This window comes from Nocardia sp. CA-128927, assembly GCF_050955855.1.
Taxonomy (GTDB): Bacteria; Actinomycetota; Actinomycetes; order Mycobacteriales; family Mycobacteriaceae; genus Nocardia.
Genome location: NZ_CP192087.1, coordinates 42,477 through 59,750, shown reverse-complemented (window position 1 = coordinate 59,750; position 17,274 = coordinate 42,477). Strand labels below are relative to the sequence as shown.

Sequence of the window (17,274 nt, the reverse complement as noted above, 5' to 3'; positions counted from 1 at the left end):
ACCGGGGTCGGGCAAGACCAGCATGCTGGTGGGGGTGGTCGAACCGCACCTACGGCACCGACATACACGGTCGAACAGGAGGTGGAACGCCGTGCAGGGACTGATACTGCAACTGACCCGTGCGGGGTTCCTGCTGCTGTTGTGGTTGTTCGTGTGGGCGGTGCTGCGCACCTTGCGCAGCGACATCTACGCGGCATCCGGCATACGGATACAGCCCAGGGCCGCACGCGGTTCCGCGGTGCTGCCCTCCTTCAGCCGGGGCCAGAAGGGCGCCAAATTTCTTGTGGTGACTCAAGGTTCACTCGCCGGCACCCGCATCTCGCTAGGCACCCAACCGGTGCTGATCGGGCGTGCGGACGACTCCACGCTGGTGCTCACCGATGATTACGCCTCGACCAGACATGCGCGACTGTCCCCGCGTGGCGATGATTGGTACGTCGAAGACCTCGGCTCGACGAACGGCACCTACCTCGATCGCGCGAAAGTCACCACTGCCGTGCGGGTTCCGCTCGGCACTCCTGTCCGTGTCGGCAAAACAGTGATCGAGCTGCGATCGTGACTCTCGTTCTCCGCTACGCAGCGCGTAGCGACCGCGGACTCGTCCGAGGCAACAACGAAGACTCTGTCTACGCGGGCGCGCGGTTACTAGCGCTCGCCGACGGCATGGGTGGCCATGCTGCGGGCGAGGTGGCGTCGCAGTTGATGATCGCCGCCCTGGCCCACCTCGACGATGACGAGCCGGGCGATGATCTGCTCGGCAAACTCGATTCGGCGACCCGAGAGGGCAACGCCGCCATCGCCGATCAGGTCGAGGAGGAGCCCGAACTCGACGGGATGGGCACCACGCTCACCGCGATCCTGTTCGCGGGCAAGAAACTCGGCCTGGTGCATATCGGCGACTCCCGCGCCTACATGCTGCGCGGCGGCGAACTGGCCCAGATCACCAGGGACGACACGTTCGTCCAGTCACTGGTGGACGAGGGCCGGATCACGCCCGAGCAGGCGCACACGCACCCGCAGCGCTCGCTGATCATGCGCGCGCTCACCGGCAACGAGATCGAGCCGACGCTGATCATGCGGGAGGCGCGCGCCGGGGACCGCTATCTGCTGTGCTCGGACGGCCTCTCCGATGTGGTGAGCGATGAGACCATCGCGAACACCATGCGCGAGGGCAGCACCGACGAATGCGCGGACCGGCTCATCGAGCTCGCGTTGCGCAGCGGCGGACCGGACAACGTCACGGTCGTCGTCGCCGATGTCATCGATCTCGATTACGGCCAGAGCCATCCGATCGTGGCCGGTGCCGCGTCCGGGGTAGACGAGGACACGCCGCCGCCGAATACCGCGGCCGGACGCGCGGCAGCCATGCGGCCGCCGCGGGCCGCGCCGCGCCGGGCCGCCGCGACTCCCGAGCCGGAGCCGAAGGGCAAGGTGCGCAAGCTGCGCTGGATCGTCCTGGCGTTCGCGCTGGTGGTCGCGGTCGGTGTCGGACTGCTGGTCGGCTACAAGATGATTCGCAGCAACTACTACGTCGGGGCCGACAACGGCTCGGTGGTGATTCTGCGCGGGCTACCCGGCTCGGTGCTCGGCTACTCGATCCACGACGTGAACCTGGTCGGCTGCGTCACCAAGACCGGGGAGCTCTCCCTGGTCGACCCCGGCGCCGACATGCCGTCGTCCTGCAAGCAGCTCAAGGTGACCGATCTCAAGCAGACCGGTCGCGAACAGGTCGGCAAGGGCCTGCCGCCCGGCTCGCTGGACCGCGCCAAGGAGCAGATGCGCTCCATCGCGCAGGGTGAGCTGCTGCCGCCGTGCCTGCCGAAGACGTCGGTGCCACAGCCCGGTGTGCTGCCGACGCCGACCAGCGAACCGGCTCCGCCCGCCCCGCCCGCACCACCGGCGCCGAGCACCGCCGCCGCCCCGACCGCCGAGCCGCCCGCGCCGGGCACCGGTGACGCCAGGGGCACCGAGATCAAGACGCCGACGAAGTCGGAAGCCCCGGTTCCGTCGTCGTCCGCGTCGCCGAACCCCCAGATCGTGGGGGAGAACTGCCGGGTGACGGACTGATGTCCGCGCCGGCACCGCCGTCCGCTGGGGCTTTTCCCAGTCCTCCCGGCGGCTTCGCTCCCGCGCCACCGCCGAGCACCCGACGCAATGTCGAGCTGCTGCTGCTCGCGGGTGCGACGGTGATCACGACGGTCTCGTTGTTCCTGGTCGAGGCCAGTCAGGAGCAGTCGGTCACCTGGGATATCGCCAAGTACGGGCTGGCCTTTCTTGCCTTGTTCGGGGTAGCGCATCTCGCGGTGCGCCGGTTCGCACCGTTCGCCGATCCGCTGCTGCTGCCCATTGTCGCGCTGCTCAACGGTCTTGGACTGGTGCTGATCCATCGGCTCGATCTGGCCGATCAGCAGGAAGCGGCCTACAACGCCTTGCCGGTGCCCTCCCCCGACGCCAACCAGCAGATCCTGTGGACCGCCCTCGGCATGGTGGTGTTCATCGTGCTGCTGATCGTGCTGCGTGACTACCGGACGCTGGCTCGCTACGGCTACACCCTCGGCCTGGTCGGGTTGCTCGCGCTGGCGCTGCCCGCGGCGCTGCCGAGCAGGTTCTCCGAGATCAACGGCTCGAAGAACTGGATCAAGATCACCGGATTCAGCATCCAGCCTGCGGAATTCGCGAAGATCCTGCTGATCATCTTCTTCGCCTCGGTGCTGGTGGCCAAGCGCGATCTGTTCACCGCCGCCGGGCGGCACCTGCTCGGCATGGAGTTTCCGCGCGGCCGCGACCTGGGCCCGATCGTGGTGGTCTGGATCGTCTGCGTCGGCGTGCTCGTCTTCGAAAAGGACCTCGGCACTTCGCTGTTGATCTTCAGCACGGTGCTGGTGATGCTCTACATCGCCACCGAGCGGGTCGGCTGGCTGGTCATCGGCGGCGCACTGCTCACCCTCGGCTTCTTCTTCGCCTACCAGACTTTCAGCCACGTCAAAGTGCGCACCCAGACCTGGCTGCACCCGTTCGACGACTACAACAACACCGGCTACCAGATCTCCCAGTCGCTGTTCGGCCTCGCCACCGGCGGTCTCGCCGGTACCGGCCTCGGCGGCGGTCGCCCGAACAAGGTGCCCTTCGCCAAGACCGACTTCATCATCACCACCATCGGTGAGGAACTCGGCCTGATCGGGCTCACCGCGGTGCTGGTGCTGTTCCTGGTGCTCATCGTGCGCGGCCTGCGCACCGCGCTCGCCGTGCGCGACAGCTTCGGCAAGCTGCTGGCGGCCGGGTTGGCGTTCACCGTCGCGATTCAGCTGTTCGTGGTGGTCGGCGGTGTCACCAAGTTGATTCCGCTGACCGGTCTCACCACGCCGTTCATGTCCTACGGTGGTTCGTCGCTGCTGGCCAACTACGCGTTGCTGGCGTTGCTGATCAAGGTCTCGGACGCGGCCCGTGCGCCCGCGCCCGCGCGCAAGGCCGTGCCCGCGGCACCGATCGCGGAGATGACCACCGAACTATTGCGCAAGCCCGACGCGGGCCGACCGGAAGCGGGGCCCGCAACGTGAACACTCCGCTACGCCGGGTCGCGATCGCCGTGATGCTGATGATCGTCGCGCTACTGCTCAACGCCACCTACGTGCAGGTGATCAAGGCGGACGACTACCGCGCCGACCCACGCAACTCCCGGGTACTGCTCGACGAGTACTCCCGCCAACGTGGGCAGATCTCCGCGGGCGGCACCGTGCTGGCCAACTCGGTCGAAACCGAAGACCGCTACAAGTACCTGCGCACCTACCCGAGCTCGCCCGAGGCCTACGCGCCCGCCACCGGCTTCTACTCGATGCAGTACCGCACGACGGGACTGGAGCGGGCCGAGGATTCGGTGCTCAACGGCTCCGACAGCCACCTGTTCGGACAGCGCCTCGTCGACATGGTGTCCGGCCGCGATCCGCGCGGCGGCAATGTGATCACCACCCTCAACCCGGCCATGCAGCAGGTCGCCTACGACCAGCTGACCAGCAAGAACTTCACCGGCTCGGTGGTCGCGATCGAGCCGAGCACCGGCCGGATTCTCACCATGGTGTCCACGCCGAGCTACGACCCGAACCACCTGTCCAGCCACGACGGCGCACTCGGCACCAAGACCTGGGACGAGCTGAACGCGGACCCACGCCAGCCGATGCTGAATCGCGCCGTCTCGCAGACCTATCCGCCCGGTTCCACGTTCAAGGTGGTGGTCACCGCGGCCGCGCTGGCGAACAACATCGCGACACCGGACGACCAGTTCACCGCCGCGCCGAACATCACGCTGCCGGGCACCAGCACCACGCTGGAGAACTACGGCGGCTCCACCTGCGGCGGGGGCCAGACCGCCTCGCTGACCGACGCGTTCCGCCTGTCCTGCAACACCGCGTTCGCCGAACTCGGTGTCAAGGTGGGTGCCGCGAAACTCAAGGACCAGGCCGCCGCGTTCGGCATCGGCGAGAACCGTTCCATCCCGATTCCGGTCGCGGAGAGCACGGTCGGCACGATCTCGGACAACGCCGCCCTGGCCCAGAGCAGCATCGGCCAGCGCGATGTGGCGCTGACTCCGCTGGACAACGCGGTGATCGCGGCGACCGTCGCCAACGGTGGCGTCCGGATGGAGCCACACCTGATCGACCAACTGCAGGGACCCGACCTCAGTGAATTGTCCAAGACCAAGCCGGTCTCGCTCGGCCAAGCGTTCAATGCCCAGGTAGCGTCATCGCTGACGAATCTGATGATCGCGTCGGAGAACAACACCACCGGTGGCCAGTCCTCCGCCCGCTATCAGATCGCGTCCAAGACCGGCACCGCCGAGCACGGCAGCGATCCACGCAATACCCCTCCGCACGCCTGGTACATCGCCTTCGCGCCCGCGCAGAATCCGAAGATCGCCATCGCGGTGATCGTGGAGAACGGCGGCGACCGGGCGCTGGGCGCGACCGGCGGCAAGGTGGCCGCGCCGATCGCACGTGCGGTCTTGGACGCCGGTCTGCGAGGCGGCTGAACGATATGGATGTGCGAGTGAAGGTACGGGGATGCTGAACAACGGTGCGATGATCGCCGACCGCTACCGCCTGCAGCGCCTGATCGCGACCGGCGGTATGGGCCAGGTCTGGGAGGCGCTGGACACCCGGCTGGACCGCCGGGTGGCCGTCAAGGTGCTCAAATCGGAGTTCTCCACCGACCCGACGTTCCGGCAGCGGTTCCGCACCGAGGCCAGGACCACCGCCCAGCTGAACCACCCTGGGATCGCCGGGATCTACGACTACGGCGAGACCACCGACCCGCAGGGCAGCGAAACCGCCTATCTGGTCATGGAATTGGTCCAGGGTGAGCCGCTGAACACGGTGCTGAACCGGCTCGGCAGGCTGTCCGTCGGCCAGGGTCTGGACATGCTCGAGCAGACCGGCCGGGCGCTGGACGTGGCGCATCGGGCCGGAGTGGTGCACCGCGACGTGAAGCCGGGCAACATCCTGGTGACGCCGACCGGTCAGGTGAAGATCACCGACTTCGGCATCGCCAAGGCCGTCGACGCCTCACCGGTGACCAAGACCGGCATGGTGATGGGCACCGCGCAGTACATCGCGCCGGAGCAGGCGGTCGGCGAGGACGCCACCGCGGCGAGCGACGTGTACTCACTCGGCGTGGTCGGCTACGAGGCGCTGGCCGGGACGCGGCCGTTCAGCGGCGACGGCGCGATCACCGTCGCGATGAAGCACGTCCGGGAGACGCCGCCGCCGATGCCGGGTGATGTGCCCCCGAACGTGCGCGAACTGATCGACATCACCATGGGCAAGGACCCGAACGGCCGCTACTCGCGCGGCGGCGAGTTCGCCGACGCGGTCGCCGCGGTGCGCGCCGGTCGCAGGCCGCCGACCCCGACCGGGGCCAACCCCTCGGTATCGATGACCGGTGCCACCCGGGTGCTGCCGCCCGGACCGACCGTCGCATTGCCTTCCACGCCATCGGATTTCGACGGCGCGACGGTGCACTACTCCGCGCCCGCGGGCGCCGCGCTCAGCAACGCGGGCTATGCCAACGGCTCCGGTGCGCCTGCGACGATGCTCAATTCCGGCACCGGTGGCAACCAGGTGGCCGGGGCTGATGGCAAGCGGTTCACCACAACTCAGAAGTGGATGGCCGCGCTCGGCGCCGGTGCGGTGCTGCTGCTCGCCACCGTCCTGTACCTGATGTTCGGCGGCGACACGAATCCCGATTCGAAGGTCCCGCCGGTCACCTCGTCCACGCCCGCCCCCAAACCGCCACCGCCGCCGGTCACCAGCGCGCCGACGACCAAACCTGTTCCGCCGCCGGTGGAAACCACCGAGCCGACCACAATTACCCAGCCGACGACGACAACGCCGGAGCCGACGACGACAACGCCGCCGCCGAGCACCACAACGACGCCGCCGAAGACAACGACTCCGAAGACAACGACTCCGGCCACCACTCTGCCCCGAATCCCCACGATCGACATACCATTTCCGGGGAACAACAACCCCGGTGCCCGGAACCCCGCGGCAACCCCGAGCGCGCCCAACACTTCTTCGCAAGGACAACAATGACGACCCCGAAGAATCTCTCCTCCCGCTATGAGCTGGGCGAGATCATCGGGTTCGGCGGCATGTCCGAGGTGCACAAGGCACGGGATCTGCGGCTCAGCCGGGACGTGGCGATCAAGGTGCTGCGGGCCGACCTGGCCCGCGATCCCACCTTCTATCTGAGATTCAAGCGCGAGGCGCAGAACGCCGCCGCGCTGAATCATCCGGCCATCGTCGCGGTGTACGACACCGGCGAGGCCAAGGTCGACGACGGCCCGCTGCCGTACATCGTGATGGAGTACGTCGAGGGCGACACGCTGCGCGATATCGTGCGCGGCCAGGGTCCGCTGCCACCGCGCCGGGCCATGGAAGTCGTCGCGGATGTCTGTGCCGCACTGGATTTCAGCCACAAGGCTGGCATCGTGCACCGCGACATGAAGCCGGCCAACATCATGATCAACCGAGCCGGCGCGGTGAAGGTGATGGACTTCGGCATCGCCCGCGCGATCGCCGACGCCGCCAACCCGATGACGCAGACCGCCGCGGTGATCGGTACCGCGCAATACCTTTCGCCCGAGCAGGCACGTGGCGAGACGGTCGACGCCAGGTCCGACGTGTACTCCGTCGGCTGTGTGCTGTTCGAAATCCTCACCGGTGAGCCACCTTTCACCGGTGACTCGCCGGTCGCGGTGGCCTACCAGCACGTCAGGGAGGATCCGCGGCTGCCGTCGCATGTGCATCCCGGCGTGCCGCGCGAGCTCGACTCGGTGATTCTCAAGGCGATGAGCAAGAATCCGGCCAACCGCTATCAGAGCGCGGCCGAGATGCGCGCCGACCTGATCCGGGTGCTCGGCGGGCAGAAGCCGATCGCCCCGATGGTGATGACCGACGAGGACCGCACCACCGTCTTCGGCTCCAACGAGCCCGCGCCGCGCAGTTACCGCACCGTCGAGCGCGACGACGACACCGCCGAGCAGGGACCGACCGAGCCCGGCGGCGCCCGCCGCACGCTCTATATCGGTATTGCCGCGGCCGCCGGTGTCGCCGTGCTGCTCGCCCTTTTCTGGGTGCTGATCGGACCTGGCAGCAAGCCGGATCAGATTGCCGTGCCCGACCTTTCGGGCAAAACCTCGCAGGAGGCGACGAACGCGTTGCAGGCGGCCGGCTTCAAGGTCGCCATCCAGCAGAAGCCGGACAGCAAGGTCGGGACCGGCAATGTCATCTCCACCGCGCCGCTCGGCGGTTCCCGGCAGGACAAGGGCAGCACCATCACCGTGCAGGTGTCCACCGGTCCGGCACAGGTGCAGGTGCCCAAGCTCGACGGGATGAGCCAGGCCGAGGCCGAAGTGGCATTGCGCAACGGCAACCTGAAGCTGGATTCGCAGGTGCAGAAGAAGCCGTCCAGCACGCAGGACACCGACAAGGTCATCGCGCAGGACCCGTCGGCGGGCTCCAGGGTCGACGTCGACAAGTCCATCGTCATCACCCTCGGCACCGGCCCGGAGGCGGTCCGGGTGCCGAACGTGATCGGCCAGGACATCGACGTCGCCAAGCCGAACCTGGTGGACAGCGCCGGATTCAAGATCCAGATCCAAGAGGTGCCGTCCGCCCGGCCCAAGGGCGAGGTGCTCTCGACCAGCCCCGCGGGCGGGCAGAATGCGGAGAAGGGCTCGACGGTCACCGTGCAGGTGTCCAGCGACCAGATCAAGATGCCGTCGCTGGTCGGGCTCACGGTCGCGCAGGCGGTGGACAAGCTGCGGGCCGAGGGTTGGACGGGCACGCAGAGCCAGATCAGCCAGTCGCCGCAGGGCACATTCGACACGAGCAGTGTCGGCCGGATCCTGAGTCAGCAGCCGTCCGCCAGCGGGTCGATCCCGAAGAACGGGACCGTGGCTGTCGGCGTGGGCGTCCTCGGCCCGCCCTGAGTGGGCCAGGCGGCTCGCCGACGAGAACCGGACGACTGATCTCGCACGCACATGGGTAACTCGCCGGGCACGGGCTAACCCCCTGCACACCAACACCGCCAGCCGCCAACGCCACTGCACCGTCACCTAACTCTGGCCTGAATACTCGGAGAGGCGGATAAGCAGACCGATGACGACCGCCAGGGACATCATGAAACCCGGTGCGCAGTGGATCTCGAAGGACGAGACCGTCGGGAAGGCCGCCCGGGTGATGGCCGAACTCGGCGTGGGGTCGCTCGTGATCGCCGACGACAACGACCGGATGTGCGGGATCATCACCGATCGCGACATCGTCGTGAAATGCATTGCGCAGGGCCGTTCCCCGGCCACCACGCGCGCCGCCGAGCTCGGTGAGTCGACGCCGCGCTGGGTCGAAGCCGACGCCTTCGAAACCCCTGATCGACGCACGTACATGGGTAACTCACCGGGTACCGGCTAACGAAGCCGACAACGTAACCGCCGACCGCCGATGTCACCGTCACAACAACCTAGATCTGGCCTGAATACGCGGAGAGGCGGGGGAGCCGACCTGGCCCGGCACCTCGACGACAACCAGCTCGGTGAGTTCGTGACCGCGCCCTACGGTCGGCCCTAGGTCAGATCGAGGTGGCGGTTCATCGCCATCGCGGCCGCCGCCAACTCGGCCAGCTCGACCACCTCGACACCGTGCTGCCGTAGCTTCTCCACGCCGACGCAGTTGGTCACGAAGGTCGTGGGTTCACGCCAGGCGAGGACCACCCGGGGAATCCCCGCCCGCAGGATCCGGTCGGTGCATGGCAGCCGGGTCGCGGTGCCGCGCTGCGAACACGGCTCGAGGGTGGTGTAGATCGTCGCCCGGGCCAGTCGTGGGTCGTTCGCGTCGAGCTTGTCCAGGGCGGACTCCTCGGCGTGCACCTTCGCGTCGGTCTCGCGTGAGTAGCCGGTGGCGATCTCCACACCGTCGGCGACGATCACCGCGCCGACGGAGAACGCCGTCTCGCTCGGCGGGCACAGCCGCGCGAGTTCGATTGCCCGCTGCATGAACCGAATGTCCTGGTCTGCTGGCTTCGGAAGGTAGCGCAGGACCGCGATGTCACCGATCTTCGCGACGTCGGCCAGTGTCATGCGGCGGTGCGGAGCGCCGGGAAAGCTTGCGGCGTCGAGGAATCGGGGCGCTGCGGGGTCACCGACGAGCAGGGGCGCGACGGCCAGGTGCAGCTCGTCCGCGAGGTCGGCGGCGAGGAAGGCGGTGTGGATGCGGGTGCCGCCCTCGACCATCAGACGCGCGATGCCGCGGCGGCCCAGATCGTCCAGCAGGACGCCGAAGTCGAGTTCGGTTCCGAGAGATACGACTTCGGCGAGGCCGGACAAGCTGTCGGCGAGCCGCTTCGCACCCGCATCGGTTGTGTAGACGAGCTTGTCGCCACCGTGATGCCAGAACCGCAGCGCTGGATCCAGCTCACCGCTTGCCGTGACGGTGATCTTCAGCGGGAACTCCGGCTTGCCCGCCGCGATCCGCGCGGCCCGGCGATCAGCACTATCGACCAGCAGCCGCGGATTGTCCCGACGCAACGTCTCGGCACCGATCAAGATCGCGTCGGAATCCGCGCGCACCTGATCGACCCGATCGAAATCCGCCGCGTCCGACAACCGCAGCCGCTCCGCACTCGCGTCGTCGATGTACCCGTCGACACTCATCGCGACCGACAGGAGCACATGCGGGCGGGTCGTGCCCTGGAGGGCCGACGCTTCTCCGCTATCCGCACTCATTGCCGCGCCCTTCCACTATGGCTATGGGTCGACGGCTCGGTACCCACGCGCACCCACGCGTCCGGTTCAGCGGCACTCAACTTCGCGCTACCTGGGCCGAACATGCCGACAACTCGCAGATCAGGGTTCCGCACAGCTGCGCCGCACAGTCGTCGAACACTCGCGCCATCGATGGACCCAGCGACACTCATCGCGACCGGCAGCAGGACCCGCGGGCGAGCTACCGCCGCGCCGCTGAAGCCGACACTTCGCCCGCCGCTCACTGGGCGCTCAACTTGGCATTGCGTCGGCCGCCTGGCCGACAACACGCTGATCACGAAACCGCACAGCTGCGCCGCGCAGTCGCTCAGCTCACCTCGCCGCGCTCGCGAGCTTCTGTGGTTCGCTGACCCACGCTCGTTCACGACTCCACCACGCGGGCGCTCGGCTTCGCTGTACGCGGAAGCGCGCCGTGCGCTTCGGTTTGCGCGGTCACTGCAGCACCAGCGCGGCGACCTCCGCCTCCAGTGTCTGCACCAGGCCCTCGGCCGGGCGCTCGCCGCAGACGCCGAGCCAGTTGGCCAGCATCCGATGGCCGCCCTGGGTCAGCACCGATTCGGGGTGGAACTGCACGCCGTGGATCGGCAGGGTGCGGTGCCGCATGGCCATCACGATGCCGGTCTCGGTGCGGCCGAGCACCTCGATCTCCTCGGGCAGAGTGTCCTCGAGAACCGTGAGCGAGTGGTACCGCGTCGCGGTGAACGGGTCGGGCAGGCCCGCCAGCACCCCGGCGCCGATGTGGAAGACCGAGCTGGTCTTCCCGTGCAACAGTTCGGGTGCGCGAGTCACCGTGGCACCGAAGGCCGCGCCGATCGCCTGGTGGCCGAGGCACACGCCAAGCAGCGGGACGCTGTGTGCGGCGCAGGCGCGCACCAGGTCGATACTGGCACCCGCCCGATCGGGTGTGCCGGGGCCGGGGCTGATCAGGATGCCGTCGAATTCGGTCACGACGGCGTCCACATCGGCGAGGTTCGGGTCGTCGTTGCGCCAGACCACGGCCTCGACACCCAACTGCCCGAGGTACTGGACCAGGTTGAACACGAAGCTGTCGTAATTGTCGACGACGAGAACACGCATGGTCCGAGATTACGTCCCCGCACGGCGGGGCGTCGCATCCATTACCAGTTGGGATAGCCTAGAGACACACCGGAGGGCGCCTGAGCCTCGTCCATTGTGGCGAGCGAGCTCCGCACAACCCACACGCGCCTGCCCCGCCGGTACCGACCTGCACGCCGAAATACGAGGACGTCATGCCCAAGTCGAAGGTCCGGAAGAAGACCGACTACACGATCAACCCTGCCAGCCGGACGCCGGTGAAGGTGAAGGTCGGGCCGTCGCCGGTCTGGTACGTCACCATCATGCTCGGGTTCATGCTCGCCGGACTGGCGTGGCTGCTCGTGTACTACCTCGCCGCGGACCACATCGGCTGGATGAGCGATCTGAACGCCTGGAACTTCCTCATCGGATTCGGCCTCATGGTGGTCGGTCTGATCATGACCATGAGGTGGCGGTAACACCACATCTGGGTTGTTCCGGGTAACGCGGACACCATATCTGGGTTACAGACGTGTCATTCATACACACCTGTGGATGAACCTGTGGACAACTCGAGGACCGATTGGGGAAAGTGACGCGTGACACCTGATTCTCCCGATCCCCAGGCGGCCGATCACGAACCGCGCGAGGCCACCCCGCGCCTCGCCTGGACCACGCCGGCGCCCGCGCTCGTCGCGGTCACCGGTGGCGGCATCATCCTGGCCGTGGCCGCGATCCTGGCCGACGAGGCCGCCAGCCGCCTGCTCATCGGGTTGGCTGCGGTAGGCCTATTAGCGCTGGCCGGACTGGGTTTCCGGCAGCGACCTCGGCTGACGGTGGTGCCCGGCGCCGACCCGCGGATGGTCGTGCGCAACCTGCTCGGCGCCGACGAATACGCCCGCGAACAGATCATCCGCGCCCGGGTGGTCGACTACCGCCGCCTCGGTCGCAAGATGCCGATGCTGGAGATCGACGTCGACCACGACGGCACCGAACGGCTGCTGATCTTCGGCCGCTGGGATCTGGGCACGCGGCCCGACGACGTCTACGACACCCTCGTGCAGACCCTCCGACTGTCCGGCGAGACCACCCGCTGACCCCCGGCTGTGCAAGTTATGCACAGGCTGGTTGTGCTCACTGACATCCCGCGGTGCGGCTTCGGCGTGTTTCACGTGAAGCCGCACCGCGAATGTCGAATCAGGTCAGCGACATAGCGGTAGCGCCGATCACCCCGACTGCCACCAGCGCGACGACCGCGACGGCGATCCAGCCGATGAGGCGTGCGGTCTCTTGCTTGTTCGCGCGCAGCCAGCCGGGCAAGAACAGGATGCCCAGCGTCGAGAGCGTGCCCGCGGCCAGACCGCCGAGGTGTCCCCAGAGCGAGATGCCCGGCAGCGAGAAGCTGATGAACACGTTGATGCCGATCAGGATCAGCATCTGATTCGGGTTCTGCCGCAGCCGGATCAGGATGACGGTGATCGCACCGAACAGGCCGTACACCGCGCCCGAGGCACCGGCCGTCGCGCTGTCCTGCGAGAAGACCATGACGGCCGCGGCGCCGCCGAGCATCGACACGAGGTAGACCGCGAGGTAGCGCAGCCGCCCGAGCACCAGCTCGGTATCCCGGCCGATCACATACAGCGCGAACATGTTGAGCAGCAGGTGGATCGGACCGTAGTGCAGGAAACCGGAACCGATCACCCGGAACCACTGGCCGTCGGCGACCAACGGCGGAAAGAGCACCCAGTCCCGGAACAGCGCCGAAGTGCGGTTCTCCACCAGGCTCTTGGACTGTGCCGCGGTGATCGCGAAGACCGCGACGTTGATCGCGATCAGCGCGTAGGTCACGTATGGCAGGGACGCCCTGGCGACCGGCGCGCCCGCGACGGTGCGCACCGGTGCCGCATCGCGCTGCTCCTGCCGCAGACAATCGACACAGTGCTGGCCGACCGCCGCGGGGCGCAGGCATTCAGGACAGGCGGGCCGTCCGCAGCGCGTGCACGCCAGGCCGGTCGGACGTTGGGGATGGCGAACGCACGTCGGCGCAGGCGGCTGGGCGGTCATAAGCTCATTCGATCGTGATCTTGGTGATCTCTACGGATTCCAGGGGGCGGTCGTTGCGGTCGGTGGCCGTCGTGGCGATCGCGTCGACGACCTTGCGCGACTCCGGATCGACGACCTCGCCGAAGATGCTGTGCTTGCGGTTGAGGTGCGGCTGGGCGCCGACGGTGATGAAGAACTGCGACCCGTTGGTGGCGGGCCCAGCATTGGCCATCGCCAGCAGGTAGCCGCGGTCGAAGCGCAGCTCCGGGTGGAATTCGTCGCCGAACTCGTAGCCCGGTCCGCCGCGCCCGGTGCCGGTGGGATCCCCGCCCTGAATCATGAACCCGGCCATCACCCGGTGGAACACCGCGCCGTCGTAGAACGGGCCGGTGCTGCCGCCGCTCGCGTTCGCGGTGGTGTACGGCGCCGAACCGTCGGCCAGGCCGATGAAGTTACGGACCGTCTTGGGCGCGTGGTTACCGAAGAGCGAGATCTTGATGTCGCCGCGATTCGTGTGGAGCGTCGCCACAGCGGTCTGATTCGGTGAGGTCACGCCGCAATGCTACGGTCCCGCCGCTCCGGAACTTCAGCGCACCGGCCGCTGCCGCCCGTGTCGGGTGACAAGTTCGGCGATGCGGTCGGCGAGTTACCCGTGGATGAACGACAGCCGTCGCCGCCGCGTCGAGCCTGAGCGGTATGTCACCCACCCCTGCCCGACCAGAGCGAATGGGTAGTGGACACGCGGCACCGAGCGAGGCGCTGAGCTGCCGCTACTGCATGAACGGCCCGGTTGTGCCAGCATGGGCCAATGACCTTGGGGCCCCTACATGTATCCGCACGTACTCGTAACCGGCTCATTGTCGCGGCCGCCGTCGCGCTGGCGGGTGCCGTGGCCTTGCTGATTCGCAGTAAGCGGCCGCAGCCCCCCGCGCCCGCCCCGGCGCCCCCGCGCATCGGCTACTCCCGCAACGGCTCTGCGCCGACTCCGGTGGCCGGAGTAAACGCGGAGAACGGCCGCTAGCTACCGCTGGCTAGCGGCTGACGGTCTTTTTGTACTGGCTGACCGAGAGCGGTACGAAGATCACCATGATCACCACTACCCAGATCAGGGTGGTCACTTCGGGATGTTGCAGCGACCACGCGGTGGTCTCCGGGGCCAAAGCGCTGGTGTTGCCGAACAGTTCGCGGGTTGCCTGGGTGAGGGCGGACACCGGGTTCCATTCGGCGATCACCCGCAGCACCGTCGGCAGCTTCTCGCTCGGCACGAAAGTGTTGCCGATGAACGTCAACGGGAAGACGACGATGAAGCTGGCGTTGTTGAACACCTCCGGCGCGCGGACCAGCAGGCCGACGAAGGCCATGATCCAGGACACCGCGTAGGCGAACAGCAACAGCAGCACATAGGCCAGCACCGCGTCCAGGAACGACCCGCGAATCCGCCAGCCGACCACCAGGCCGGTCAGCGACATCACCGTCAGGCTGACCACATTGATCACCACGTCGCTGAGGGTCCGGCCGATCAGCACGGCGGACGGCGCCATCGGCAGCGAGCGGAACCGATCGATGATGCCCTTCTGCATGTCCTCCGCCAGCGCGGAACCGGTGAACGACGCACCGAACACCACGGTCTGCGCGAAGATGCCCGCGATCAAGAACTCTCGATACCCACCGGAGACGCCGGGCACGTCGATCGCCGCACCGAAGATGTAGGCGAACAGCAGCACGAACATGATCGGCGAGAGCGTCGAGAAGATCAGCACGTCGGGCACGCGCCTGATCTTGATGACACCCCGCTTCGCGATGGTCAGGCTGTCGCTGACCACCATCGACAGTTTGTCGACGAGCGAGGGCCGGTCGACTACCGAAGCCGTCGTGGTCATCGGGACTTTCCTTCCGCTGCCTCGAGCTTGGCGGCCGCGCCGCGACCGTTGTCGTTGACCAGTTCCTCCGCCTCGTGCCCGGTGAGGGTGAGGAAGACATCGTCGAGCGAGGGCCGCCGCAGACCCACGTCATGGATTTTCACGTCGTGTTCGGCGAGCTTGCCGATCGCCGCAACCAGCGCCTGCGAGCCGTCCGATACCGGGACGATGATCCGGCGCAGCCCCGGCTCGACGTGAATCTCACCGTCGGCCAGGCCTTTCAGGGCCTGCTTCGCTGTTTCGAGGTTGTCGGCATGGTCCACCGTGAGCTCGATCCGGTCGCCGCCGACCATGGTCTTGAGTTCGTCGGCGGTGCCGCGGGCGATGACCTTGCCGTGGTCGATCACCGCGATCGCGTCGGCCAGTCGATCGGCCTCGTCCATGTGCTGGGTGGTGAGCAGCAGCGTGGTGCCACCGGCCACCAACTCCTCGATGACATCCCACAGGTCGAGCCGGGCCCGTGGATCCAGGCCGGTGGTCGGCTCGTCGAGGAACAGCACGGGCGGTTTGGCCACCAATGCGCCCGCCAGATCGAGCCGTCTGCGCATACCGCCGGAATACGTTTTCACCGGGCGGTCGGCGGCATCGCTGAGCCGGAAACGCTCCAGCAGTTCGCGGGCTCGCTCTTTACTGCGCTGCACACCCATGTGATACAGCCGCCCGACCATTTCCAAATTCTCGAAGCCGGTGAGGTATTCGTCGACCGCGGCGTACTGGCCGGACGCGCCGATCCGGGAGCGCAGCGTCCGTGGATCGCGCAGCACATCGATGCCCGCGACGGTCGCGCGGCCTTCGTCCGGGATGAGCAGGGTGCTGAGCACCCGGACCGTGGTGGTCTTACCTGCGCCGTTGGGTCCGAGCAGCGCGGTGACGGTCCCCTCCGGGACCGAGAGGTCGAGTCCGTCGAGGGCGACCAGATCGCCGTATCGTTTGACCAGACCCTCGGCGACTATTGCGTCGGGCATGATTCTCCTGAGTCGTGAGTTTTCATGGGATGTATTTGCACGACGCCACTGATCTGGTGTCGACCGAATTCGCTGGATCGGGACCGATTGCCGATACCCGAGTCAGTATTGCGCCACCCATCGACAATTTCATCCGATTTGTTCGGTATTTCGATCTTGGGAAAGTGCCGGCTCGGTACCACCGGGCGTCGTCCATTCCAGAACCTGCACGATCACCCCGTTGGGGTCGGTCACCTGGAAGAGCCTCTCGCCCCACGGCTGTTCGGTCAGCGGCAGCGTGATGGGCACACCCGCGTCCCGTAGTCGCGCCTCCTCGCGCGCGGCGTCATCGACGGTGAAGGCGATCGAGATGCCTTGCGAGGGCACGTGTCGTTGCTCCTCAGGGAGCACCATGAGGCCGAGCTCGTGCACCGCGATGCCCAGCGGCGCTTCCGGATGCGTCAGCGACACGAAGCCGTCGGCCGCGATTGTCGCGGTGTAGCCGAAGTGTTCGACGAGGAACCGCTCGGTGGCGGCGATGTCGGCAACAGTCAGGGACAGGGTGCAGGCGTTGATACGCAATCGCTCGATTCCTTCTGTGCGGGTGTTCGGCGAAGCTTTCTCTCTACAATGTACAGAGTTATGGGGTCGCTGCCCACCCCACAACTTCGGCCTCGAATTTCCGCCGCGAGATAGACAAAAGGTCGCACCTCGATCCAGGCGGTGCTCGGGGGTGCCGGATCGAAGTGCGACCGGTTCGATACTCCCGCGCGGCACCCCGCCGGGTCGCGGGTAGCGGACTACCCGATTCGCCGTCGCGCGGTACTCACGCGCGGGGGCGCCGACGCGAAAGCGGCCGAGCGCCTTGATCGCTCGGTAGATGCGGTTGGCCACGACCCCGGTGAACACGAACACATGTTCGCACCGGGGTACGACAGGTTTCGGCCTTGAGAACATACCGACGAAGACGACACGCGGCCTCCCGTGGAGCCCGCTGGGCGCGAATCGGCCATATCCGACA

Annotated in this window: 17 protein-coding genes; 10 read left to right on the top strand and 7 right to left on the bottom strand. The window is 67.3% G+C overall.

What is annotated here, in order from left to right:
* Nucleotides 1–91: 91 nt before the first annotated feature.
* The 7 genes from ACQPW1_RS00240 (at nt 92) to ACQPW1_RS00210 (ending at nt 8,963) form a co-directional block, all read left to right on the top strand.
* On the top strand, nt 92–559 hold the full coding sequence (locus ACQPW1_RS00240; protein ID WP_014980860.1) for an FHA domain-containing protein FhaB/FipA: 468 nt from the start codon (nt 92–94) through the stop codon (nt 557–559).
* A complete protein-coding gene (locus ACQPW1_RS00235) occupies nt 556–2,067 on the top strand; it encodes a PP2C family protein-serine/threonine phosphatase (protein ID WP_433660754.1) in 1,512 nt (503 codons plus the stop codon). Before ACQPW1_RS00240 ends, ACQPW1_RS00235 begins: the two co-directional genes overlap by 4 nt.
* The gene (locus ACQPW1_RS00230) at nt 2,067–3,557 is read left to right on the top strand and encodes an FtsW/RodA/SpoVE family cell cycle protein (protein ID WP_433660753.1); all 1,491 of its coding nucleotides are present in this window, start codon (nt 2,067–2,069) and stop codon (nt 3,555–3,557) included. Before ACQPW1_RS00235 ends, ACQPW1_RS00230 begins: the two co-directional genes overlap by 1 nt.
* Nucleotides 3,554–5,023 carry a peptidoglycan D,D-transpeptidase FtsI family protein gene (locus tag ACQPW1_RS00225; RefSeq protein WP_433660752.1) on the top strand — a complete coding sequence of 490 codons (1,470 nt, stop codon included), beginning with the start codon at nt 3,554–3,556 and terminating at the stop codon, nt 5,021–5,023. Before ACQPW1_RS00230 ends, ACQPW1_RS00225 begins: the two co-directional genes overlap by 4 nt.
* Nucleotides 5,024–5,054: 31 nt before the next feature.
* Nucleotides 5,055–6,584, top strand: coding sequence for a protein kinase domain-containing protein (locus ACQPW1_RS00220; protein WP_433660751.1), 1,530 nt, complete (start codon nt 5,055–5,057; stop codon nt 6,582–6,584).
* Nucleotides 6,581–8,485, top strand: coding sequence for a Stk1 family PASTA domain-containing Ser/Thr kinase (gene pknB / locus ACQPW1_RS00215; RefSeq protein ID WP_433660750.1), 1,905 nt, complete (start codon nt 6,581–6,583; stop codon nt 8,483–8,485). Before ACQPW1_RS00220 ends, pknB begins: the two co-directional genes overlap by 4 nt.
* 169 nt (nt 8,486–8,654) lie before the next feature.
* Nucleotides 8,655–8,963 (top strand): CBS domain-containing protein, encoded by a 309-nt coding sequence (locus ACQPW1_RS00210; protein WP_433660749.1) that lies wholly within the window; start codon nt 8,655–8,657, stop codon nt 8,961–8,963.
* A gap of 152 nt (nt 8,964–9,115) precedes the next feature.
* On the opposite strand, the gene ACQPW1_RS00205 is transcribed toward ACQPW1_RS00210, so the two are convergent.
* On the bottom strand, nt 9,116–10,273 hold the full coding sequence (locus tag ACQPW1_RS00205; protein ID WP_433660748.1) for a dihydrofolate reductase family protein: 1,158 nt from the start codon (nt 10,271–10,273) through the stop codon (nt 9,116–9,118).
* Between the two features lie 471 nt (nt 10,274–10,744).
* Complete coding sequence (locus ACQPW1_RS00200) at nt 10,745–11,389, bottom strand: aminodeoxychorismate/anthranilate synthase component II (RefSeq protein WP_433660747.1); 645 nt, start codon at nt 11,387–11,389, stop codon at nt 10,745–10,747.
* A 173-nt stretch (nt 11,390–11,562) separates the two neighbouring features.
* Here ACQPW1_RS00200 and crgA point away from each other — a divergent pair, with 173 nt between their 5' ends.
* Together crgA and ACQPW1_RS00190 are read left to right on the top strand one after the other, a co-directional pair.
* Nucleotides 11,563–11,826, top strand: a complete 264-nt coding sequence (crgA, locus tag ACQPW1_RS00195) for a cell division protein CrgA (protein ID WP_357380114.1) — start codon at nt 11,563–11,565, stop codon at nt 11,824–11,826.
* Nucleotides 11,827–11,946: 120 nt separating this feature from the next.
* Nucleotides 11,947–12,444 carry a PH domain-containing protein gene (locus ACQPW1_RS00190; RefSeq protein WP_433660746.1) on the top strand — a complete coding sequence of 166 codons (498 nt, stop codon included), beginning with the start codon at nt 11,947–11,949 and terminating at the stop codon, nt 12,442–12,444.
* 100 nt (nt 12,445–12,544) lie between these two features.
* Here ACQPW1_RS00190 and ACQPW1_RS00185 read toward each other — a convergent pair whose 3' ends face one another.
* Both ACQPW1_RS00185 and ACQPW1_RS00180 read right to left on the bottom strand, forming a co-directional pair.
* Complete coding sequence (locus tag ACQPW1_RS00185) at nt 12,545–13,411, bottom strand: rhomboid family intramembrane serine protease (protein WP_433660745.1); 867 nt, start codon at nt 13,409–13,411, stop codon at nt 12,545–12,547.
* Nucleotides 13,412–13,415: 4 nt separating this feature from the next.
* Complete coding sequence (locus ACQPW1_RS00180) at nt 13,416–13,943, bottom strand: peptidylprolyl isomerase (RefSeq protein ID WP_375907562.1); 528 nt, start codon at nt 13,941–13,943, stop codon at nt 13,416–13,418.
* 255 nt (nt 13,944–14,198) lie between these two features.
* On the opposite strand from ACQPW1_RS00180, the gene ACQPW1_RS00175 reads away from it, so the two are divergent.
* Nucleotides 14,199–14,411, top strand: coding sequence for a hypothetical protein (locus ACQPW1_RS00175; RefSeq protein WP_433660744.1), 213 nt, complete (start codon nt 14,199–14,201; stop codon nt 14,409–14,411).
* Nucleotides 14,412–14,421: 10 nt separating this feature from the next.
* Here ACQPW1_RS00175 and ACQPW1_RS00170 read toward each other — a convergent pair whose 3' ends face one another.
* The 3 genes from ACQPW1_RS00170 to ACQPW1_RS00160 all read right to left on the bottom strand — a co-directional run bounded on the left by ACQPW1_RS00170 (nt 14,422) and on the right by ACQPW1_RS00160 (nt 17,168).
* The gene (locus tag ACQPW1_RS00170; protein ID WP_433660743.1) at nt 14,422–15,270 is read right to left on the bottom strand and encodes an ABC transporter permease; all 849 of its coding nucleotides are present in this window, start codon (nt 15,268–15,270) and stop codon (nt 14,422–14,424) included.
* Nucleotides 15,267–16,274, bottom strand: coding sequence for an ATP-binding cassette domain-containing protein (locus tag ACQPW1_RS00165; RefSeq protein ID WP_433660742.1), 1,008 nt, complete (start codon nt 16,272–16,274; stop codon nt 15,267–15,269). Before ACQPW1_RS00165 ends, ACQPW1_RS00170 begins: the two co-directional genes overlap by 4 nt.
* Nucleotides 16,275–16,403: 129 nt before the next feature.
* Nucleotides 16,404–17,168, bottom strand: coding sequence for a VOC family protein (locus ACQPW1_RS00160; protein ID WP_433660741.1), 765 nt, complete (start codon nt 17,166–17,168; stop codon nt 16,404–16,406).
* Nucleotides 17,169–17,274 lie beyond the last annotated feature (106 nt).